We start from the raw sequence: 16,120 nt of genomic DNA, 5'->3' as shown, positions 1-16,120 counted from the left end.
GCCCGCCCGTCAGGCGGCGGTGCCTCAGTGAGCCAGGCGGATACGGGTCAGCAGGTCCTCGCCGCCCGCGCCGGAGCCGGACTTGTCGACCACGTACGCGACGCCGTCGGCGACCTCCACGTGGTTCGGGTTGACGCCGGTGGCCACGGTCTCCTCGACGGTCCCGGTGCGCGGGTCGACGACCGTCGCGTTCGCGTCGGTCCGGTTGACGACCACGAGGTCGCCGGTGCGGGTGTCGGTCGCGACCGACAGGGCGCCCGCGCCGGTGGCGATCGTCTTCGTCACCTCTCCCTTCCTCAGGTCGACGACCGACACCGTGCCGGACGTCTGCTCGGCGGTGTAGGCGGTCTTGCCGTTCTTCGACAGCGACACCGAGATCGGGCCGTCGCCCACCGGGATCAGCCGCGGGGTGTCGGAGGCGCGGCCGACCTCGATCAGCCGGTCGCCGTTGAGGTCGGCGGCGTACAGCGTGCCGGTGCGCTCGTTCACGGTGAGGCCGGCCGGGCCGGAGCCCTCCACGGTGACCCGGCGCTTCTCCTCGAAGGTCTTCGAGTCGTAGGCGACCAGGGTCGCGGAGCCGAACGCGGACGCCCACACGGTGTCGTGCTTCTCGTCGACGACGATCTCCCGGGCGTGCGCCACGTCCGGCAGGGTCGCCAGGTGCGCGCCGGTCTTCTGGCTGTAGACGGCGACGCTGTTGTCACGGGTGTTGGTCACCCAGACGGTGTTGTGCTCGTCGTCGACGGCGACGCCGTAGACGGCCTCCTTGGCGCCGGTGGTCTCGTTCGTGACGGGCGGGGTGATGGTCTGCTCGATCGCCAGGGTGTCCGGGTCGACCTTCAGCAGGCTGCTGGAGGTGACCGGCGGACGGCCCACGGCGACGGTGACCCAGAGCGCGTCGTTGCGCTCCGAGTACGCCGACTGGTACAGGCCGCGCACGAGCGGCGCGGTCGTCACCGTCGAGGTGGCGTCCGTCTTCGCGGAGGCGGTGCCGGCCACGGCGACGGTGCCGCAGGAGGCGAGCGCCACGGCGGTCGCGGCCGCGACGGTGGTGCGACGGCGGGTACGGGTGGATGCGGTCATGGTGCGATGACTCCCTTGGGTCGGGGTTTTCTCTTCATGGAGGGAAATGGTTCGGGGGTGCCCGGTGGGGCACGTCGGGTGCCGCGACGGCGTCAGCCGGCCGTGGCGGACCCGGAGGAGCGGCGGCGGACCACGAACAGCGTGGTGGCCGCGGCCCCGGCCGCTCCGCCCGCCGCTGCGGCCGCGGCCGACCAGGCGATCGTCGCGTAGGAGACGGGGGCCTCCAGGGAGGCGGCGGCGAGGGTCTTCGTCGTCGCGTCCTGCGGGGCGGTCGTCGAGGATGCCGCCGCGCCGCCGCTCGCGCCGGCCGCCGTCACGGTGAAGTCGACCTTCAGCGTGGTGGGCGGGTTCGGGGCGAGGAAGCGCAGCCAGTGCGCGCCGGCGGCGGTGTCCGCGGGGACGGTGACGTCACCCTCGTACGTGCCGTCCTCGTCCGTCTCCCACTGGCCGAGGATCGCGCCGTCGTCGAGCTTGATGGTGACGGTCTCCTCGGCGGGGAACTTCGTCACCGTGAAGTGCAGCCGGCCGCCGGGCTGCACCTGGCTGGCGGTGATCTCCGCCTTCGCGCCACGCTCGTTGCTCGCGCCGGCGGGCTCACCCGAGGCGGCGGGCACCGGGGTGGCGCTCGTGGAGCTGCCCGTGGTGCCGGTGCCGTCGGCCGTCGTGGCGTCCGCGCCGGAGGTCACGGTGAACCCGGCCTTGAGGCTGGTCGGCGGGTTCGGGGCGAGGAAGCGCAGCCAGTGCGCGCCCTTCGTGGTGCCGACCGGGACCGTGACGCTGCCCGCGTAGGAGCCGTCCGCTCCGACCGTCCACTGCCCGATGATCTTGACGTCGTCCAGCTTCACTGTCAACTGCCGGCCGGCCGGGAATCCGCTGACCCGGAACGAGACCTGGCCGCCCGCGGCGACGCTGGACCCGGCGGTGATCGTGGCGGAGGTACCGGTGGCGCTGTCGCTGCCGCCGGAGCCCGCGCCTGTGCCGCCGGAGCCCGAGCCGGAGCCCGTACCGGAACCGGAGTCTCCCGAGCCCGACCCCGAGCCGGAACCGGAGTCCGAGCCGCCGCCTGAACCGCCGTCCGAACCGCCGTCCGACGATCCGGACGAGGTGACCTTGATGTCCGCCTTGAGACTGGTGGCCGGGTCCGGCGCGAGGAACCGCAGCCAGTGCGCGCCCGCCGAGGTGCCGGCCGGGACGGTGACGCTGCCCGAGAAGGTGCCGTCGGCGCTGACCGCGTCCGGCCACTGGGCGAGGATCTCCCCGTCGTCCAGCTTCACCGTGACGTCCTGGCCCTTCACGAACCCGGAGAGCTTGAACGAGACCTTGCCGCCCGCCGCGACCGAGGACCCGCCGGTGAGCTTGACGGCGGGATCGCCCACCGGAGCGGACGTCGGTGTGAATGTGGGTGTGGGTGTGGGAGTAGGCGTAGGGGTCGGTGTGGGCGTCGGGGTGGGCGTGGGCGTCGGTGTCGGCGCCGTCACCGTCAGGTCGGCGCTGCGCACACTGGTCTGCGGGGCCAGGAAGCGCAGCCAGTGACCGCCGCCGGCGGTCGCGTCCGCGGGCACGGTCACCGCTGCGGTCACGCTGCCGTCGGCGCCTATGGGGAACTGCTCGAGCAGGGTCTTGTCGTCGAACTTCACGCTGAGGGTCGCCCCGGCCGGGAAGCCGGTGGCGGTGAACGACACCTCGCCGCCCGCCGGTACGGACGTACTGCCCAGCGTCACCGCGGGCGCCGTCGCGTCCGCCGCGAGCGCCACGCTGTTGCTGACGTCCGTGTCCACCGCCGCGGCGAGCGGCACCGCCAGCGCGCCCAGCGCCAGCGTGGTGCCGGCGGCCGCTCTGAGGAGGCGGTTGGGCAGGGGTCTGTGAGAGGTCATGAGATGTGCTCCTGGGAGGTGGGAGAGATGTCCCCGCGAAGGGAAAGGTGGGTGAGGTTAGGCTTGCCTAATCGATTGCTCTGCCTGGTCAACCTGGTCAACCGGAGTCCGCCCGCATGTTCCTGTCCGAGCCGCCCGAGGGCGCCCCGCACCGTCCGCCCCGACTGGCCCGGCCGCACCCGCTGCCGCGCCTCACCGCTCCGGCCCGCGCGCTGCCCGCGCCGGGGGAGCGCACCGAGGACTTCTGGGCGGAGGTCCGCCACCGCGGCACCCCGCTCGTCGGGCCCGACCCGCAGGGCGATCCCGGCCACGCGGCCGTCACGTTCCTGTGGCGCGGCACCCCCGCGACCCGCGCCGTCCAGGTGCTGCCGAACAAGCTCGGCGACCCGCGCGACCCGCAGGGCAACCTGATGACGCGGGTGCCCGGCACCGACGTCTGGCACTGGACGCTGCGCCTGCGCCATGACTGGCGCGGCACGTACGAGCTGTACGTCGACGAAGGAGACGGCCCGGAACCCGGTGCCGAGGGCTACTGGCCGTGGCTGCGCACCCGCCGCGGCGCCGACCCGTACAACCCCCGCACGCTGCCCCGCCGCTGGGACGGCGAGCCGGTGTCGTACGCCGAACTGCCCGCCGCTCCGCGGGCGGTGGACTGGACGCCCCGGCCCGAGGTGGCGCGCGGCACCGTCACCGAGCACGAGGTGCCGAGCACCCGCCTCGGCGGCACCCGCCGGACCTGGCTGTACCGGCCCCCGCACCGCACGGGCGAGAAGCTTCCGGTCGTCGTCCTGCTGGACGGCGAGCACTGGCAGCCCCACCTCGGCTTCTCCCATCTCCTCGACAATCTGATCGCCGACGGCCGGATCCCCCCGGTCGCCGCCGTGCTGCCGGACTCCGTCGACGAACCCACCCGCTGGGCGGAGATGACGTGCCGGCCCGCCTACGCGGCCTTCCTCGCGGACGAACTGCTGCCGTGGGCGGCCGCACTGCTGCCGCTCACCGGCGACCCGGCCCGCACGGTCGTCGCCGGCCAGAGCCTCGGCGGCCTGACCGCCGCCCACACCGCGCTCGCCGCGCCGCACCGGTTCGGCAACGCGCTGGTGCAGTCCGGCTCCTTCTGGTGGCCGGTCGGACCGGACACCGAGTGGCTGACCGACGCCGTCGCGCGCACCCCGCGGCTGCCGGTCAGGTTCCGGCTGTCCTTCGGTGAGCAGGAGTGGGTGGCGCTGCCCGCGGCCCGCCGGCTGCGCGACACCCTCGCCGCCGCCGGCTACCACGACACCGTCTACCGGGAGTTCAACGGCGGCCACGACTACCTCTGCTGGCGCACCGAGCTGGCCGACGGCCTGGTGGAGCTGCTGGGCCGCTGACCCGCACGGCACAGGCCGCGGCCCAGCCGAGCGGCACGTCGACGTCGGTGACCGTCCAGCCGGGCGGCGCCGCCGGACGCGGACCGGTGCCCAGGTAGTGGTCCCGCAGCGCGGCACCGGACAGCCCTTCGCCGGTGGCCTTGAGGTAGGCCTCCTTGCGGGTCCAGCAGCGGGCGAACCCGTCCGGCCGCGCGGCCGCCTCCAGCCGCGCCAGCTCGGCCTGTTCGGACCGGTGCAGCGAGGCGGCGGCGTCCTCGGCGAGCCGGGCCCGGGGCACCCGTTCCACGTCGACGCCCACCGGCTCGGCGGCCAGCGCCAGCAGCGCCAGGCCCTCCGCGTGCGACAGCGAGAAGTGCAGCCGCGCACCCGCGGGGCCCGCCACCGCCGGGCGGCCGTGCGGACCGCCGCAGCCCGGACAGGGCTCCCGGACCAGCCGCACGGCGGCGGGCGGCAGCCCGGTGTACGCGCCCAGCACCCGGCGCAGCCCCCGGTGCGCGGCCTCGTGCAGCGCCCGCTCGCGCGGCCGCCGCAGCGCCGAGGCGCGCCGCCGCTCGCTCTCGTCGAGCAGCGCGTCGTCGTCGGGCCGTTCCGTCTCCGGAGCGCGTACGACCCACAGCTGCGGGCCCTGGGCCAGGTCCGGGGGCCGCAGTCCCGGACCGCGCAGCAGCACCCGGGGCCGCAGTCGCGGCGGTGCCGTCAGGCTGGTCATCCGCGCACCGCCTCCGGCCTCGCGGACTCCAGCCGTTCGACGCACCGCGCGTACGGTGCCGGGCCGAAGCGGACCGTCCAGCCGGCCGGCGGCTCGCGCCAGAACGGCCACAGGGACCGCCGCCCCTCGGCGTTCTCCAGCACCAGGTGGGTGTCCCGGTCGTCGGCACCCGGGTCGAAGGGACCCGCGTCGGCGGTCATGCGTCCAGCTCCTTCAGGCGGGCGGTGAGCACCGCCGCGATGTCGTCGAGGTGGCGGTCCCGCATCAGCCGCGGATGGGTGCAGTCCAGATCGTGGTTGACGATCGCGCCGGACACATGGGCCCGCCACGCCTCGCGGGTCAGCCAGTCCTCGGCGCGCGGCGCGGCCGCGGTGAAGAAGAGCAGATCGCCCCGGAAGCGGCGGTGCCGGTGCTCGCGCATCATCCGCGCGTGGTTCGGCACGATGTCGACGATCCGCGACAGGGTGTGGTCGGAGAGCCCGGCCAGCGGGCTGCCCGCGCGGCGCAAGGTGGCCAGTACGTCCTCGCGGGTGCGTTCGCCGGTGCGGTCGAAGCCCGCCATCCGCAGCACCGCCGTGAGCGCGTCGCCCTCCTCCGGCGCGGGCCGGTCCCGCCACTGCTCGGCCGGGAACGCGTCCAGCAGCGCGAGGAGTTCGACCTCCTCGCCGGCTTCCTGGAGGAGGACGGCCACGGTGTGCGCGAGCACCCCGCCGACCGACCAGCCCAGCAGCCGGTAGGGACCGTGCGGCCGGATCGCGCGGATCCGCTCGGCGTAGTCCACCGCCTCCTCGTGGAGCGTGCGCGGCAGCGGCTCGTCCCCGACGAGGCCGCGCGCCTGGATGCCGTACACGGGCTGTCCGGGCCCGAGGCGGGCGGTGAGCCCGGCGTAGCACCAGGCGATGCCGCCCGCCGGGTGGACGGCGAACAGCGGTGTCCGCTCGCCCTCCGCGCGCAGCGGGAGGACGACACCGAGGGCGTCGCCGGCGGGCGCGCCCGCGTCGTCCAGCCGGGCGGCGAGCGCGGCCGGGGTGGGCGCCTCGAACAGCGAGCCGATCGTCAGCTCGGCGCCGAACTCCTCCCGGATCCGGCCCACCAGCCGTACCGCGAGCAGCGAGGTGCCGCCCAGGTCGAAGAACGCGTCGTCCGGACCGGCCTCGGCGACCTCCAGCACCTCGGCGAACAGCCGGGTCAGCGCCTCCTCGCGGGCGGTGGCCGGGCGCCGGGCGCCCGCTCCGGCGAACGCCGGGTCGGGCAGCGCCCGCCGGTCCAGCTTGCCGTTGGGACTCAGCGGGAACTCCGCCAGCGCGACCACCGCGGCCGGCACCATGTGCTCCGGCAGCTCCCGCGCCAGCGCGGCCCGTACGGCGACGGGGTCGGCGCCGCCGGTGACGTACCCGACGAGCCGGTCCTCGCGGACCAGCGCGCAGGCGCCGTCCACACCCGGCCGGGCCGTCAGCGCGGCCTCGATCTCGCCGAGTTCGATGCGCTGTCCGCGCAGCTTCACCTGGTGGTCGGTGCGGCCGAGGTACTCGACCTCGCCGTCCGCCGTCCACCGCGCCAGGTCACCGGTGCGGTACATCCGGCCGCCCGCCGGGCCGAACGGGTCGGCCACGAACCGGGAGGCGGTCAGCTCCGGCCGACGCAGATAGCCTTCGGCCAGCTGCGCACCCGCCAGGTACAGCTCGCCCGGCACCCCGGGCGGGCACGGCTGGAGCGCCGCGTCCAGCACGTACAGGCGGGTGTTCCACACCGGCCGCCCGATCGGCACCGGGCCCGTGCCGTGCGGGGCGCAGGCGTGGTACGTCACGTCGACTGCGGCCTCGGTCGGCCCGTACAGGTTGTGCAGCTCGACGCCCGGCAGGGTCCGCCCGAAGGCGTTCGCGGTCTCCCGGGGCAGCGCCTCGCCGCTGACGAACACCCGGCGCAGCCCGGTGCGGCCGGCGGCGCGCGGCTCGGCCAGGAACACCTGGAGCATCGACGGCACGAAGTGGCAGGTGGTGACGGCCTGTTCCTGGATCAGCCGGGCCAGATAGGCCGGTTCCTTGTGCCCGCCGGGGTCGGCGACGACCAGCGTCGCGCCCTCGCGCAGCGGCCAGAAGAACTCCCACACCGACACGTCGAACGACGACGGCGTCTTCTGCAGCACCCGGTCGTCGGCCGTCAGCCGGTACTCGGCCTGCATCCACCGCAGCCGGTTGTCGATCGCCCCGTGCGGGACGACGACGCCCTTGGGGCGACCGGTGGAGCCGGAGGTGTAGATGACGTAGGCGGGGTGCGAAGGCGTCAGGGCCCGCGGCGGGTTCACCCACGGCTCGGCCGACACGTCCAGCCCGTCCAGGACGAGCAGCGGCGTCCCGGCGCCGGCCGGCAGCCGGTCCGCCCGGTCGGTGACCGCGCACACCGGCGTGGCGTCGTCGAGCATCGCCGCCAGCCGCGCCGCCGGGTAGTCCGGGTCGAGCGGCAGATAGGCTGCCCCCGCCTTCAGCACCGCGAGCAGCGCCACGACCAGCTCCACCGAGCGCGGCACCGACACCGCCACCACCGCGCCGGGCCGGGCGCCCAGCGACCGGAGGCGGTGCGCCAGCCGGTTGGCGCGGACGTTCAGTTCGGCGTACGTGAGCGAGACGTCGCCGTGGACGAGGGCGGTGGCGTCCGGGGTGCGGGCGGCCCGGGACTCGATCGGGCCGATCAGCGTGGTGAGCGGCAGCGCGCGGTCGGTGCGGTTGAACTCGTCCAGCACCAGCGCCTGTTCGTCCGGCGTCGCGACCGGATGCGCGGCCGTCGGCAGTCGCGGGTCGGCCACCGCGAGCCGGGACAGCAGCTCCAGGAAGCGGTCCTGGTGCGCGGCGAGCGCGGCCTCGTCGTACAGCTCGGGGTTGCCGTCGTGGTCGATGCGCAGGCCCCGGCCGTCGGCGCGGTCGTAGACGTTGACGGTGAGGTCGTCGACCGGGCCCGCGGACAGGTTCCGGGCGCGGGCCGGGGCGCCCGCGAAGTCGACGCCGTAGTCGAACGGCATCACGTTCACCAGCGGGCCCACCAGGCCCCGGCTCTCGCCGAGCAGGCCCAGGTCGCGGCGGATGTCCTCGTAGCGGTAGCGCTGGTGGCGGCGGACCTCGCGGATCGCGAGCACCACCTGGCGGACCAGCTCGGCGAAGCTCGCCTGCGGGGAGACGGTCAGCCGCAGCGGCAGCACGTTCATCACCATGCCGGGCACGCGCAGCGCCACCGAGCCCATCCGGCCCATCATCGGCAGGCCCAGCACGACCTCGGTGCGCGCGGTGACCCGCGCGGTGTACAGGGCCTGCGCGGCGATCAGCAGATCCGGCCAGGTGGCCCGCAGCCGGCCGGCCAGCTCCCGCAGCCGCTCGGTGGTCTCCGGCGCCAGATGGGCCGTACGCCGCAGGAAGGTGCGGGACGGCAGCGCGCCGCGGCCCGCCGGCCGCGAGGGCTCCGGCCGGTCGGCGAACGCCTTCGACCAGTGGGCGCGGTCGGCCTCCAACGCCTCGGAGGAGCGGTAGGCGATGTCCTCGGCGACCAGGTCGGCGAGGGTGCCGAAGGCGCGCGGGCCGGGCTCCTCACCGCGGGCGAGCGCCGAGTAGACCTCGGCGGTGCGGCGCACCAGCAGCGAGTAGCCGTAGCCGTCCATCACCAGGTGGTGGATGCGCTGGTACCACAGCCAGCGCCGCTCGCCGACGCGGAACAGGGCATGCCGGAACGGCGGTCCGGCGGCCAGGTCGCACGGTTCGGCGAGATCGGCGCGCATCCACGCCTCCGCCTCGGCGGGCTCGCACTCCCGTACGGTCAGCGGCGGTTCGATGGTGTCGCTCAGACGCTGGCGCGGTCCGTCCGGGGTGTCCTCGACGCGCACGCGCAGCGCGTCGGCCTCCGCGGTCACCCGGCGCAGCGCCTCGGCGAACAGGACGGCGTCGAGCGGGCCGTCGATCTCCAGGCACTCGGCGGTGTTCTGCGCCGGGCTGCCCGGGTCGAGGGCCTGCGCGAACCACATGCCCGACTGGGCGGCGGTCAGCGGCAGCACGGTGGTGCCGGCCGCCGCCCCGGTCATGGTGCCGGTCACCGTACCGCCCCCAGAAGGAGCGCCCAGGCGTCCACGGCGGGCTGCTCGGCGAGGTCCGCGAAGTCGGCGGTGATGCCGTGCTCGCGGCGCCAGCGCTCCAGCAGGGCCATGATGCGGACCGAGTCCATGCCGTGGTCGACCAGGTTCTCGTCCACCGGTATGTCCGCCGGGTCCTCGCCGAGACAGTCGGCGACGTCGGCGCGGATCAGCTCCACGGTGAGGGCCATCGCTCAGACCTCCCGGAACAGCGCGTCGGCGGTGGTGACGACCGCGCAGCGGCCGGCCGCCCAGCGCAGCGCCATGTCGTGCTCCGCGCGGGAGAAGTCGGCGACCGCGTCGGCGACGACGAACGCCCGGATGTCCCGCTGCCAGGCGTCGACGGCGCTCATCAGCACCCCGATGTGCGCGTACACGCCGACCACCACCAGCTGGTCGCGGCCCCGCTCGCGCAGCAGCGCCTCCAGCTCGGTGCGGGCGAACGCGCTGTACTTCCACTTGGTCAGCAGGGTGTCGCCGGGCTCCGGGGCCACCTCGTCCGGCACCGCCAGGGCCTCGGGGTCGTCGGCCACGCCCGGGCCCCAGAAGTCCAGCTGGAGTCCGCGCTGCTCGGGCGTCTGCCCGCCGCGCTGCGCCGAGTACACCACCGGCACACCCAGCCGGCGGCACTCCTTCAGCACCCGCGCGGTGTTGGCGAGCAGTCCGGTCAGCGGCTGCTGCCCGGCCGGGAACGCGGACAGGAAGTGCCGCTGGAGGTCGTGGACGAGCAGCACGGCACGCGCGGGGTCCGCGGTCCACGCGACCCGGTTGGCGGGCAGCTCGTCCGCCGCCGGGAGCGGATAGGGGGAGATGGCGGGAAGTGCCATGGTAAAGAGGGCCTTTCGGGAACGTTCAGGACTGCTCGGCGGTCGACCGCAGCGCTTTCTTGCTGACCTTGCCGACGCCGGTCTGCGGGAAGGCGTCGACGAACTCCACGAGGTCGGGCACCTTGTAGGCGGCCACCCCGCGGTCGCGGACGAACCGTTTGACGGCGACCGGCTTCAGCGGCTCGGCGCCCTCGCGCAGGATCACGTAGGCCAGCGACCGCTCGCCCAGGTAGTCGTCGGGCACCGGGACGACGGACACGTCGTGCACCGACGGGTGGCCGAGGATGATGTTCTCGACCTCCTCGGGCGCGATCTTCTCGCCGCCCCGGTTGATCTGGTCCTTGGCCCGCCCCTCCACCACCAGATGGCCGGTCGGGGTGCGGCGCACGATGTCACCGGTGCGGTAGAAGCCGTCCTCGGTGAAGGCCCGCCGGTTGTGCTCGGGTGCCCGCCAGTAGCCGCGGATGGTGTACGGGCCCCGCGTCAGCAGATGCCCGAACCGCCCGTCGGGGACGTCCCGTCCGGCGTCGTCGACGACGCGGATCTCGTCGTCCGGGGAGATGGGGCGGCCCTGCGTGGTGACGACGGTCTCCGGGTCGTCGTCCAGCCGGGTGTAGTTGACCAGGCCCTCGGCCATGCCGAAGACCTGCATCAGCCGGCAGCCCAGCGCGGGCTCCAGCCTGCGCGCCGCCGCCTCGCTGTACTTGGCACCGCCCACCAGCACCAGCTCCAGCGTGGAGAGGTCGGCGTCGCTGCCGGGCGCTGCCTGCGTCCACAGCAGGGCGAGCGGCGGCACCAGCCCGGTCATGGTGATCCGCTCCCGCTCGATCAGCCCGAACGCGGTCGCCGGATCCGGCTTCGGGCACATGACCGCCGTGCCGCCCGCGTACAGCACGCCCAGCCAGCCGGGCGAGCTCATCGGGAAGTTGTGCGCGGCGGGCAGCACCACGAGGAAGCGGGTGTCCGCGTCCACGCCGCAGATCTCGTCGGAGCCCCGCACCGAGTAGAGGTAGTCGTCGTGGGTGCGCGGGATCAGCTTGGACACCCCGGTGGTGCCGCCCGACAGCTGGAGGAACGCCAGCTCGTGCGGGGCCGGGCCGGGCAGCGGGCCGGACGGCTCGCGCGCCACCTCGGCGAGCGCGGTGTGCTCGCCGGGGTCGCCGGCCACGAACACGTGCCGGAGACCGGGTGTGCGGGCCCGCACCGCGGAGGCCAGCTCACGGTGGTCGAACCCGGCGTGCCGGTCCGGGATCACATAGGCGACGGCCTCGGCGAAGGAGCAGAAGTGCGAGATCTCCGTCTCGCGGTGCGCGGGCAGCGCGAACACCGGCAGCGCGCCGATCCGGAACAGCGCGAAGACCACCTCGACGAACTCGCCGACGTTCGGCAGCTGGACGACCACCCGGTCGCCGCGTCCGATGCCGTACGCCGCGAATCCGGCGGCCAGGCGGTCGGCACGCTCGTCCAGTTGCCGGTACGTCCAGGTGCGGCGCTCGGGCGCCGGGTCGACCAGGGCGATCCGGTCGGGGTGGGCGGCGGCCCGCTCGCGCAGCACACCGCCGAAGGTCTCCCCGCGCCAGTAGCCGGCCGCGCGGTAGCGCTCGGCGAACTCGGCGGGCCAGGTCGGTGCGTCGGCACCGGGGGTGAGGCTCACAGTTCGGCTCCCACCGCGTGCAGGAACGTGCGGAACTTCGCTGCGGTCTCCGCCGTCTCCGCCTCGGGCGAGGAGCCCGCGACCACGCCGGCGCCCGCGAACAGCCGCAGCGACCGTCCCTCGGCCTCCGCGCAGCGGATCGTGACGATCCACTCGCCGTCGCCGTCGGCGTCCTGCCAGCCGACGATGCCGGTGAACGGTCCGCGGTCGAAGGGCTCCGACGCGGCGATGACGGCCCGTGCCGCCTCCGTCGGCGTCCCGCACACCGCGGGCGTCGGATGCAGCGCGGACGCCAGGTCCAGCGCGGTCGTCGCCGGGTCGGCCGGCTCGCCGGTGACGGTGGTCGACAGATGCCACATGGCGGCGGTGCGCACCAGCGTCGGCCGCTCCGGCACCGTGAGCCGGGCGCAGTACGGCGCCAGCGCCTCCCGTACGGCGGCCACCACCACGGCGTGCTCGTGCAGGTCCTTCGGGGACTCCAGGAGGGCGGCGGCGCGCCGTACGTCCTCGGCGAGGTCGGCGCTGCGCGGGGCGGACCCGGCGAGCGGGTTGGCGACCAGCCGGCCGCCCCGGCGGGCGACCAGGAGTTCGGGGCTGGCGCCGATCAGGGTGCGGCCGGGGCCGGTCGGCATCGCGAAGGTGTATCCGTCCGGGTCGCGGCGGGCCAGCCGGCGCAGCATCGCGGGCAGGTCCGGCTCCTCGTCGGACGTCAGCTCCAGGGTGCGGGCGAGGACGACCTTGGCGAACTCCCCGGCCCGCATCCGCGCCACCGCGGCGGCGACGGCGGCGCCGTACCGCTCGGCCGTCGGCACCTCCCGCACCCGCCAGCCGGGCCGGCCGGTGTCGTGCGGGACGGGCAGCGCGATCAGCGGGTCCTCGCGCAGCGGCGGGGCCCAGCGCACCGATTCCGGCACGGCGAGCGCGGCCGGGGCGCCGGCGGCGAAGGGCACCGAGCCGACCACCACGGGCGCGGGGGTGCCGGGGCGGCGCAGCTCGCCGAGGACGTCCCGGACCCGTTCGGGCTCGGATATCGCGACGGCGGTGCCGCGCCCGAGCAGGGTGTGCCGGGGCGTGCCGAGGAACCGGTCGGTGGCGGGGCGGTACTCCTCCAGCAGGGCGGTGGCGGCGCCCGGCGCGGTGGTGGGGGCGGGGGGTTCGTGCAGGGAGGTGGACATGGGTGTCTCCAGGGGACGGCACGAGGAGGGGCCGGTGGGCGGGGGCGGAGGCCGGGGTGTGGGCCCGCGCGCGGTCCGGGTCAGGCGCGCAGGGTGGCGCCGCCGTCGACGTACAGGTCGTGCAGGGTGATGTGGCGGGCGCGGTCGGAGGCGAGGAAGACGACGGCCTCGGCGACGTCCGCGGGGTCGGCGATGCGGCCCAGCGGGATGCCGGTCCGGTAGGTCGCCGGGTCGCCTTCGATGATCCGCCGGGCGGCGGCCGTCTCGTCGTGGCTGCCGGACGCGGCCCACATCGCGCGCTGCATCTCGGTGAGGGTGGAGCCGGGGGAGACCGTGTTGCAGCGGACGCCGGAGGCGGCGACCTCCAGGCCCAGGCACTTGGTGAACATGACGGTGGCGGCTTTGGAGGCGGCGTAGGCTGCCATGCCGGTGCGGGGCACGCCGGCGGCGTTCGAGGCGACGGTGACGATGCTGCCGTGGCCGCGTTCCGTCATCCGCCGGGCGACGGCCCGCGAGACGTGGAAGACGCCGTCGGTGTTGACCGCGAAGGTGGCCGCCCAGTCCGCGTCGGTGAGGTCGACGACATGGCCGCCGCGCAGGACGCCGGCGACGTTCACCGCGATGTCCAGCGGACCCAGCGTGCGCTCGGCGTCGGCCACCGCCGTCTCGACGGCCGCCGCGTCGGTGACGTCCAGGACGCGGGTGGCGACGGCCTGTTCGCCGTGCTTGCGGACGAGCGCCTGGAGGTCGTCCTCGCGCAGGTCGGTGGCGAGCACCCGGGCGCCCTCCTCGACGAGGGCGGTGACCACCGCGGCGCCGATGCCCCGGCCCGCCCCGGTCACCAGGGCGAGCCGGCCGGCCAGTGCCGCGCTCACGAGGCGAGGGCCTTGGTCACGTCGGCGAGGACGATCCCGGCGGCCAGCGGGCCGCCCGCGCTGTTCCACGCGGAGCCCTCGATCACCACGACGTGTCCGTCCCGCTCGGCCTCCAGCTTGCCGAAGTTGGGTACCTTCCTCGCCTCGGCGTAGGCCTTCTCGCCGTCGGCGGTGGTGCCCAGGGTGCCGAGGAACAGCCAGTCGCCGTCGATGGTGGACAGCTTCTCCAGGCTCACCGGCTCGCTGTGCCCGGTGCCGGTGCCCCGCTGGTCCTCGGGCCGGTCCAGGCCGAGCGCGGTGAGGGTGGAGCCGACGTGGTTCCTGCCCCGGCCGACGACGGAGGGCGCCCCGTTCTGCCAGCGGACGACGCTGACGACCGCGCCGGCCTGGTCACCGAGCTTCTTCCTGGCGGCGGCGACGTCGGCCTCGAAGCCGGCGAGGACCCGCTCGGCGTCGGCCTTCTTGTTCAGAGCGTCCGCGGTGGCGGTGAACGCCTTCTTCCAGTCCTCGTTGAGCTTGGCGGTCACCACGGTCGGCGCGATCGCCTGGAGCTTGGAGACCTCGCCCTTCACGGCGGTGGTCTCGTCGAGCAGGATCAGGTCGGGCTGGAGCGCGGCCAGCTTCTCCATGTCCGCCTCGGCGACGGTGGCGACCACCTGCGCTTCGGACGCCTTGCCGGCGAGGTAGGTGGAGACGCCGGTCTGGCCTCGGCCGGCGGTCGTGCCGACCGGCTGGACGCCGAGGGCGAGCGCCGCGTCCAGCGTGGGCTCGCTGAGGGCGACGACCTTGCGCGGGTCGCTGGGCACCTCGACCTCGCGGCCGGTGGCGTCGGTGATCCGACGGGTGCCCGCCGCTTCTCCGCCGCCGCTGCCGCCGTCACCGCCGTCGTCGCCGCAGCCGGTGAGCAGCAGCGCTCCGGCGGCTACGGCGGCGGCTGAGGACAGGACCGCGCGGCGGGGGAGGCGTACAGACATGGGTTCGTGCTCCTTGCGGGACAGAGGGTGAGGACGGACGAAGTCGGGGGTGGCGGTGCCGGGGCGCGTCGCGTCACGGCGCGGTGCCGGCGCCCAGCAGCCGCACCAGGCCGTCGGCGAGGGCGCCGTGCCAGCAGGCGTAGTCGTGGCCGCCGTTGAACTCGCGGTAGGTCGCCTGGGCGCAGGTGGAGCGCAGCGCCGAGAACAGCGCCCGGTGGTGCTCGACCATGGGCCCCTCGTGCAGGCCGACGTCCAGGTGCACGGTGACCGGGAGCGGCCCCGCCGCCGAGAAGCGGTCGACCAGCCAGGGCCTGCCGAACACCGGTGGCTTGGGGCCGTGCACCGGCGGCAGTCCGGGCCGCCACCACAGGGAGGCGGACTGGGCGAGGACGTTCCCGAAGCGGTCCGGTCGCTTCAGGGCCGCGGACAGGGCGGTCACTCCGCCCAGGCTCTGGCCCGCGACGACGGTCCGCGCCGGGTCGGTGGTCAGTGGCCGGCGGGCCGCGGCCCAGGGGAGCAGTTCGTCGGCGAGGAACGACAGGAACGGTTCGCGGGCGCCGAGTTCCGCCCAGCGGGCGTGCCGGTCCACGGCGTCCGGCGCGAGCACGGCGACCGGCGGCAGCGCCCGGTCGGCGATCAGCGCGTCCAGGGTGTCGCCGAACCCGAGCCGCCCGAACCACATGTCGCCGTCGCAGAGCACGACGACCGGCAGCGGCGCCCCGGTGTCGCCCGGCGGCAGGTACATCCAGGTGTCGCGCTCGCCGCCGAGCGCCGCGGTGGGCACCCGGTGCCGTTCCACCCGGCCCGCCGGCACCCGGCCGCGCCGCCCGGCCCAGCGCTCGGCCGGGGCGTCCGGCAGGGCGAAGACCGATCCGGCGACGGACTGCCAACGGGTCGGGATGGTACGGCTGTTGAGCGGGTCGGAGGTGGCGTGCGCGGTCAGGGACCTGAGCCGCCGCTGGAGCAGGTGGGGGTCGGTGGGCGGCTCCTTGGGGGAGATGTCGGCGGCCATCCGGTAGGACCCGCGGTGGTCGGCGCGCAGCCGCAGCCCCAGGTGCCACACATCGGTGCCGGGCACGTGCTCCAGCAGGGAACCGGCGAGGTGTTCGCGGTCGGCGAGCCGGTTGGCGAACAGCAGCACCTGCCGGGTGGCGCGGTGTCCGCGCCACAGGAAGGTGACGGCCCGGTGGCCGGGCTCGTCCGCCAACTCCTCGACGAGCGGGGTGCCCAGGCGCTCCACCTCGTCCCAGAACTCGGCGGTGAGCGCCGCGCGCCGGGTGTCGTCGGCGACGGCGAGACGGTCCACGAGGCGGGCGACCCGCGGACCGGTGACGCGCACCGGCCGCACGTCATGGGCGGACTCCAGGACTGCCATCTCTCCTCTTTCGTCACCGGCCACCCGCCGTCCGGGCCCGGCTCCCGGCGTCAACAGGGCGCGGGGGCAGGCGAACAGGGCAGGCACAGAGCT

The 16,120-nt window shown here is 75.2% G+C and carries 13 protein-coding genes; 1 reads left to right on the top strand and 12 read right to left on the bottom strand.

Features of this window, described 5'->3' with window-relative positions; all coding sequences use genetic code 11:
* Window positions 1–24 precede the first annotated feature (24 nt).
* Together ABT232_RS27295 and ABT232_RS27290 are read right to left on the bottom strand one after the other, a co-directional pair.
* Window positions 25–1,083, bottom strand: coding sequence for a YncE family protein (locus tag ABT232_RS27295; RefSeq protein WP_351844527.1), 1,059 nt, complete (start codon window positions 1,081–1,083; stop codon window positions 25–27).
* Between the two features lie 92 nt (window positions 1,084–1,175).
* Window positions 1,176–2,957 carry a carbohydrate-binding protein gene (locus ABT232_RS27290; RefSeq protein ID WP_351844525.1) on the bottom strand — a complete coding sequence of 594 codons (1,782 nt, stop codon included), beginning with the start codon at window positions 2,955–2,957 and terminating at the stop codon, window positions 1,176–1,178.
* 116 nt (window positions 2,958–3,073) lie between these two features.
* On the opposite strand from ABT232_RS27290, the gene fes (ABT232_RS27285) reads away from it, so the two are divergent.
* Window positions 3,074–4,327, top strand: a complete 1,254-nt coding sequence (gene fes / locus ABT232_RS27285) for an enterochelin esterase (RefSeq protein ID WP_351844523.1) — start codon at window positions 3,074–3,076, stop codon at window positions 4,325–4,327.
* Here fes (ABT232_RS27285) and ABT232_RS27280 read toward each other — a convergent pair.
* The 10 genes from ABT232_RS27280 to fes (ABT232_RS27235) all read right to left on the bottom strand — a co-directional run bounded on the left by ABT232_RS27280 (window position 4,254) and on the right by fes (ABT232_RS27235) (window position 16,027).
* Window positions 4,254–5,036, bottom strand: a complete 783-nt coding sequence (locus ABT232_RS27280) for a 4'-phosphopantetheinyl transferase family protein (RefSeq protein ID WP_351844521.1) — start codon at window positions 5,034–5,036, stop codon at window positions 4,254–4,256. The genes fes (ABT232_RS27285) and ABT232_RS27280 overlap by 74 nt on opposite strands.
* Window positions 5,033–5,236: an MbtH family NRPS accessory protein gene (locus ABT232_RS27275; protein ID WP_351844519.1), complete on the bottom strand. Its 204-nt coding sequence runs from the start codon at window positions 5,234–5,236 to the stop codon at window positions 5,033–5,035. Before ABT232_RS27275 ends, ABT232_RS27280 begins: the two co-directional genes overlap by 4 nt.
* The gene (locus tag ABT232_RS27270) at window positions 5,233–9,099 is read right to left on the bottom strand and encodes a non-ribosomal peptide synthetase (protein ID WP_351844559.1); all 3,867 of its coding nucleotides are present in this window, start codon (window positions 9,097–9,099) and stop codon (window positions 5,233–5,235) included. The genes ABT232_RS27275 and ABT232_RS27270 overlap by 4 nt, the downstream gene beginning before the upstream one ends.
* 8 nt (window positions 9,100–9,107) lie before the next feature.
* A complete protein-coding gene (locus ABT232_RS27265; protein WP_351844517.1) occupies window positions 9,108–9,338 on the bottom strand; it encodes a phosphopantetheine-binding protein in 231 nt (76 codons plus the stop codon).
* A gap of 3 nt (window positions 9,339–9,341) precedes the next feature.
* The gene (locus tag ABT232_RS27260) at window positions 9,342–9,974 is read right to left on the bottom strand and encodes an isochorismatase family protein (protein ID WP_351844515.1); all 633 of its coding nucleotides are present in this window, start codon (window positions 9,972–9,974) and stop codon (window positions 9,342–9,344) included.
* A 25-nt stretch (window positions 9,975–9,999) separates the two neighbouring features.
* Window positions 10,000–11,628 carry a (2,3-dihydroxybenzoyl)adenylate synthase gene (locus tag ABT232_RS27255; RefSeq protein ID WP_351844513.1) on the bottom strand — a complete coding sequence of 543 codons (1,629 nt, stop codon included), beginning with the start codon at window positions 11,626–11,628 and terminating at the stop codon, window positions 10,000–10,002.
* Window positions 11,625–12,803 (bottom strand): isochorismate synthase, encoded by a 1,179-nt coding sequence (locus tag ABT232_RS27250; RefSeq protein ID WP_351844511.1) that lies wholly within the window; start codon window positions 12,801–12,803, stop codon window positions 11,625–11,627. Before ABT232_RS27250 ends, ABT232_RS27255 begins: the two co-directional genes overlap by 4 nt.
* Before the next feature lie 80 nt (window positions 12,804–12,883).
* The gene (locus ABT232_RS27245; RefSeq protein ID WP_351844509.1) at window positions 12,884–13,678 is read right to left on the bottom strand and encodes a 2,3-dihydro-2,3-dihydroxybenzoate dehydrogenase; all 795 of its coding nucleotides are present in this window, start codon (window positions 13,676–13,678) and stop codon (window positions 12,884–12,886) included.
* On the bottom strand, window positions 13,675–14,652 hold the full coding sequence (locus ABT232_RS27240) for an ABC transporter substrate-binding protein (protein ID WP_351844507.1): 978 nt from the start codon (window positions 14,650–14,652) through the stop codon (window positions 13,675–13,677). The genes ABT232_RS27245 and ABT232_RS27240 overlap by 4 nt, the downstream gene beginning before the upstream one ends.
* Before the next feature lie 73 nt (window positions 14,653–14,725).
* On the bottom strand, window positions 14,726–16,027 hold the full coding sequence (gene fes, locus ABT232_RS27235) for an enterochelin esterase (RefSeq protein WP_351844505.1): 1,302 nt from the start codon (window positions 16,025–16,027) through the stop codon (window positions 14,726–14,728).
* Window positions 16,028–16,120 lie beyond the last annotated feature (93 nt).

Source organism: Streptomyces sp. NPDC001532 (assembly GCF_040298625.1).
Classification (GTDB): Bacteria; Actinomycetota; Actinomycetes; order Streptomycetales; family Streptomycetaceae; genus Streptomyces.
Note: the sequence above shows the minus strand (reverse complement) of the source record. Positions and strands in the feature narration are given on the sequence as shown.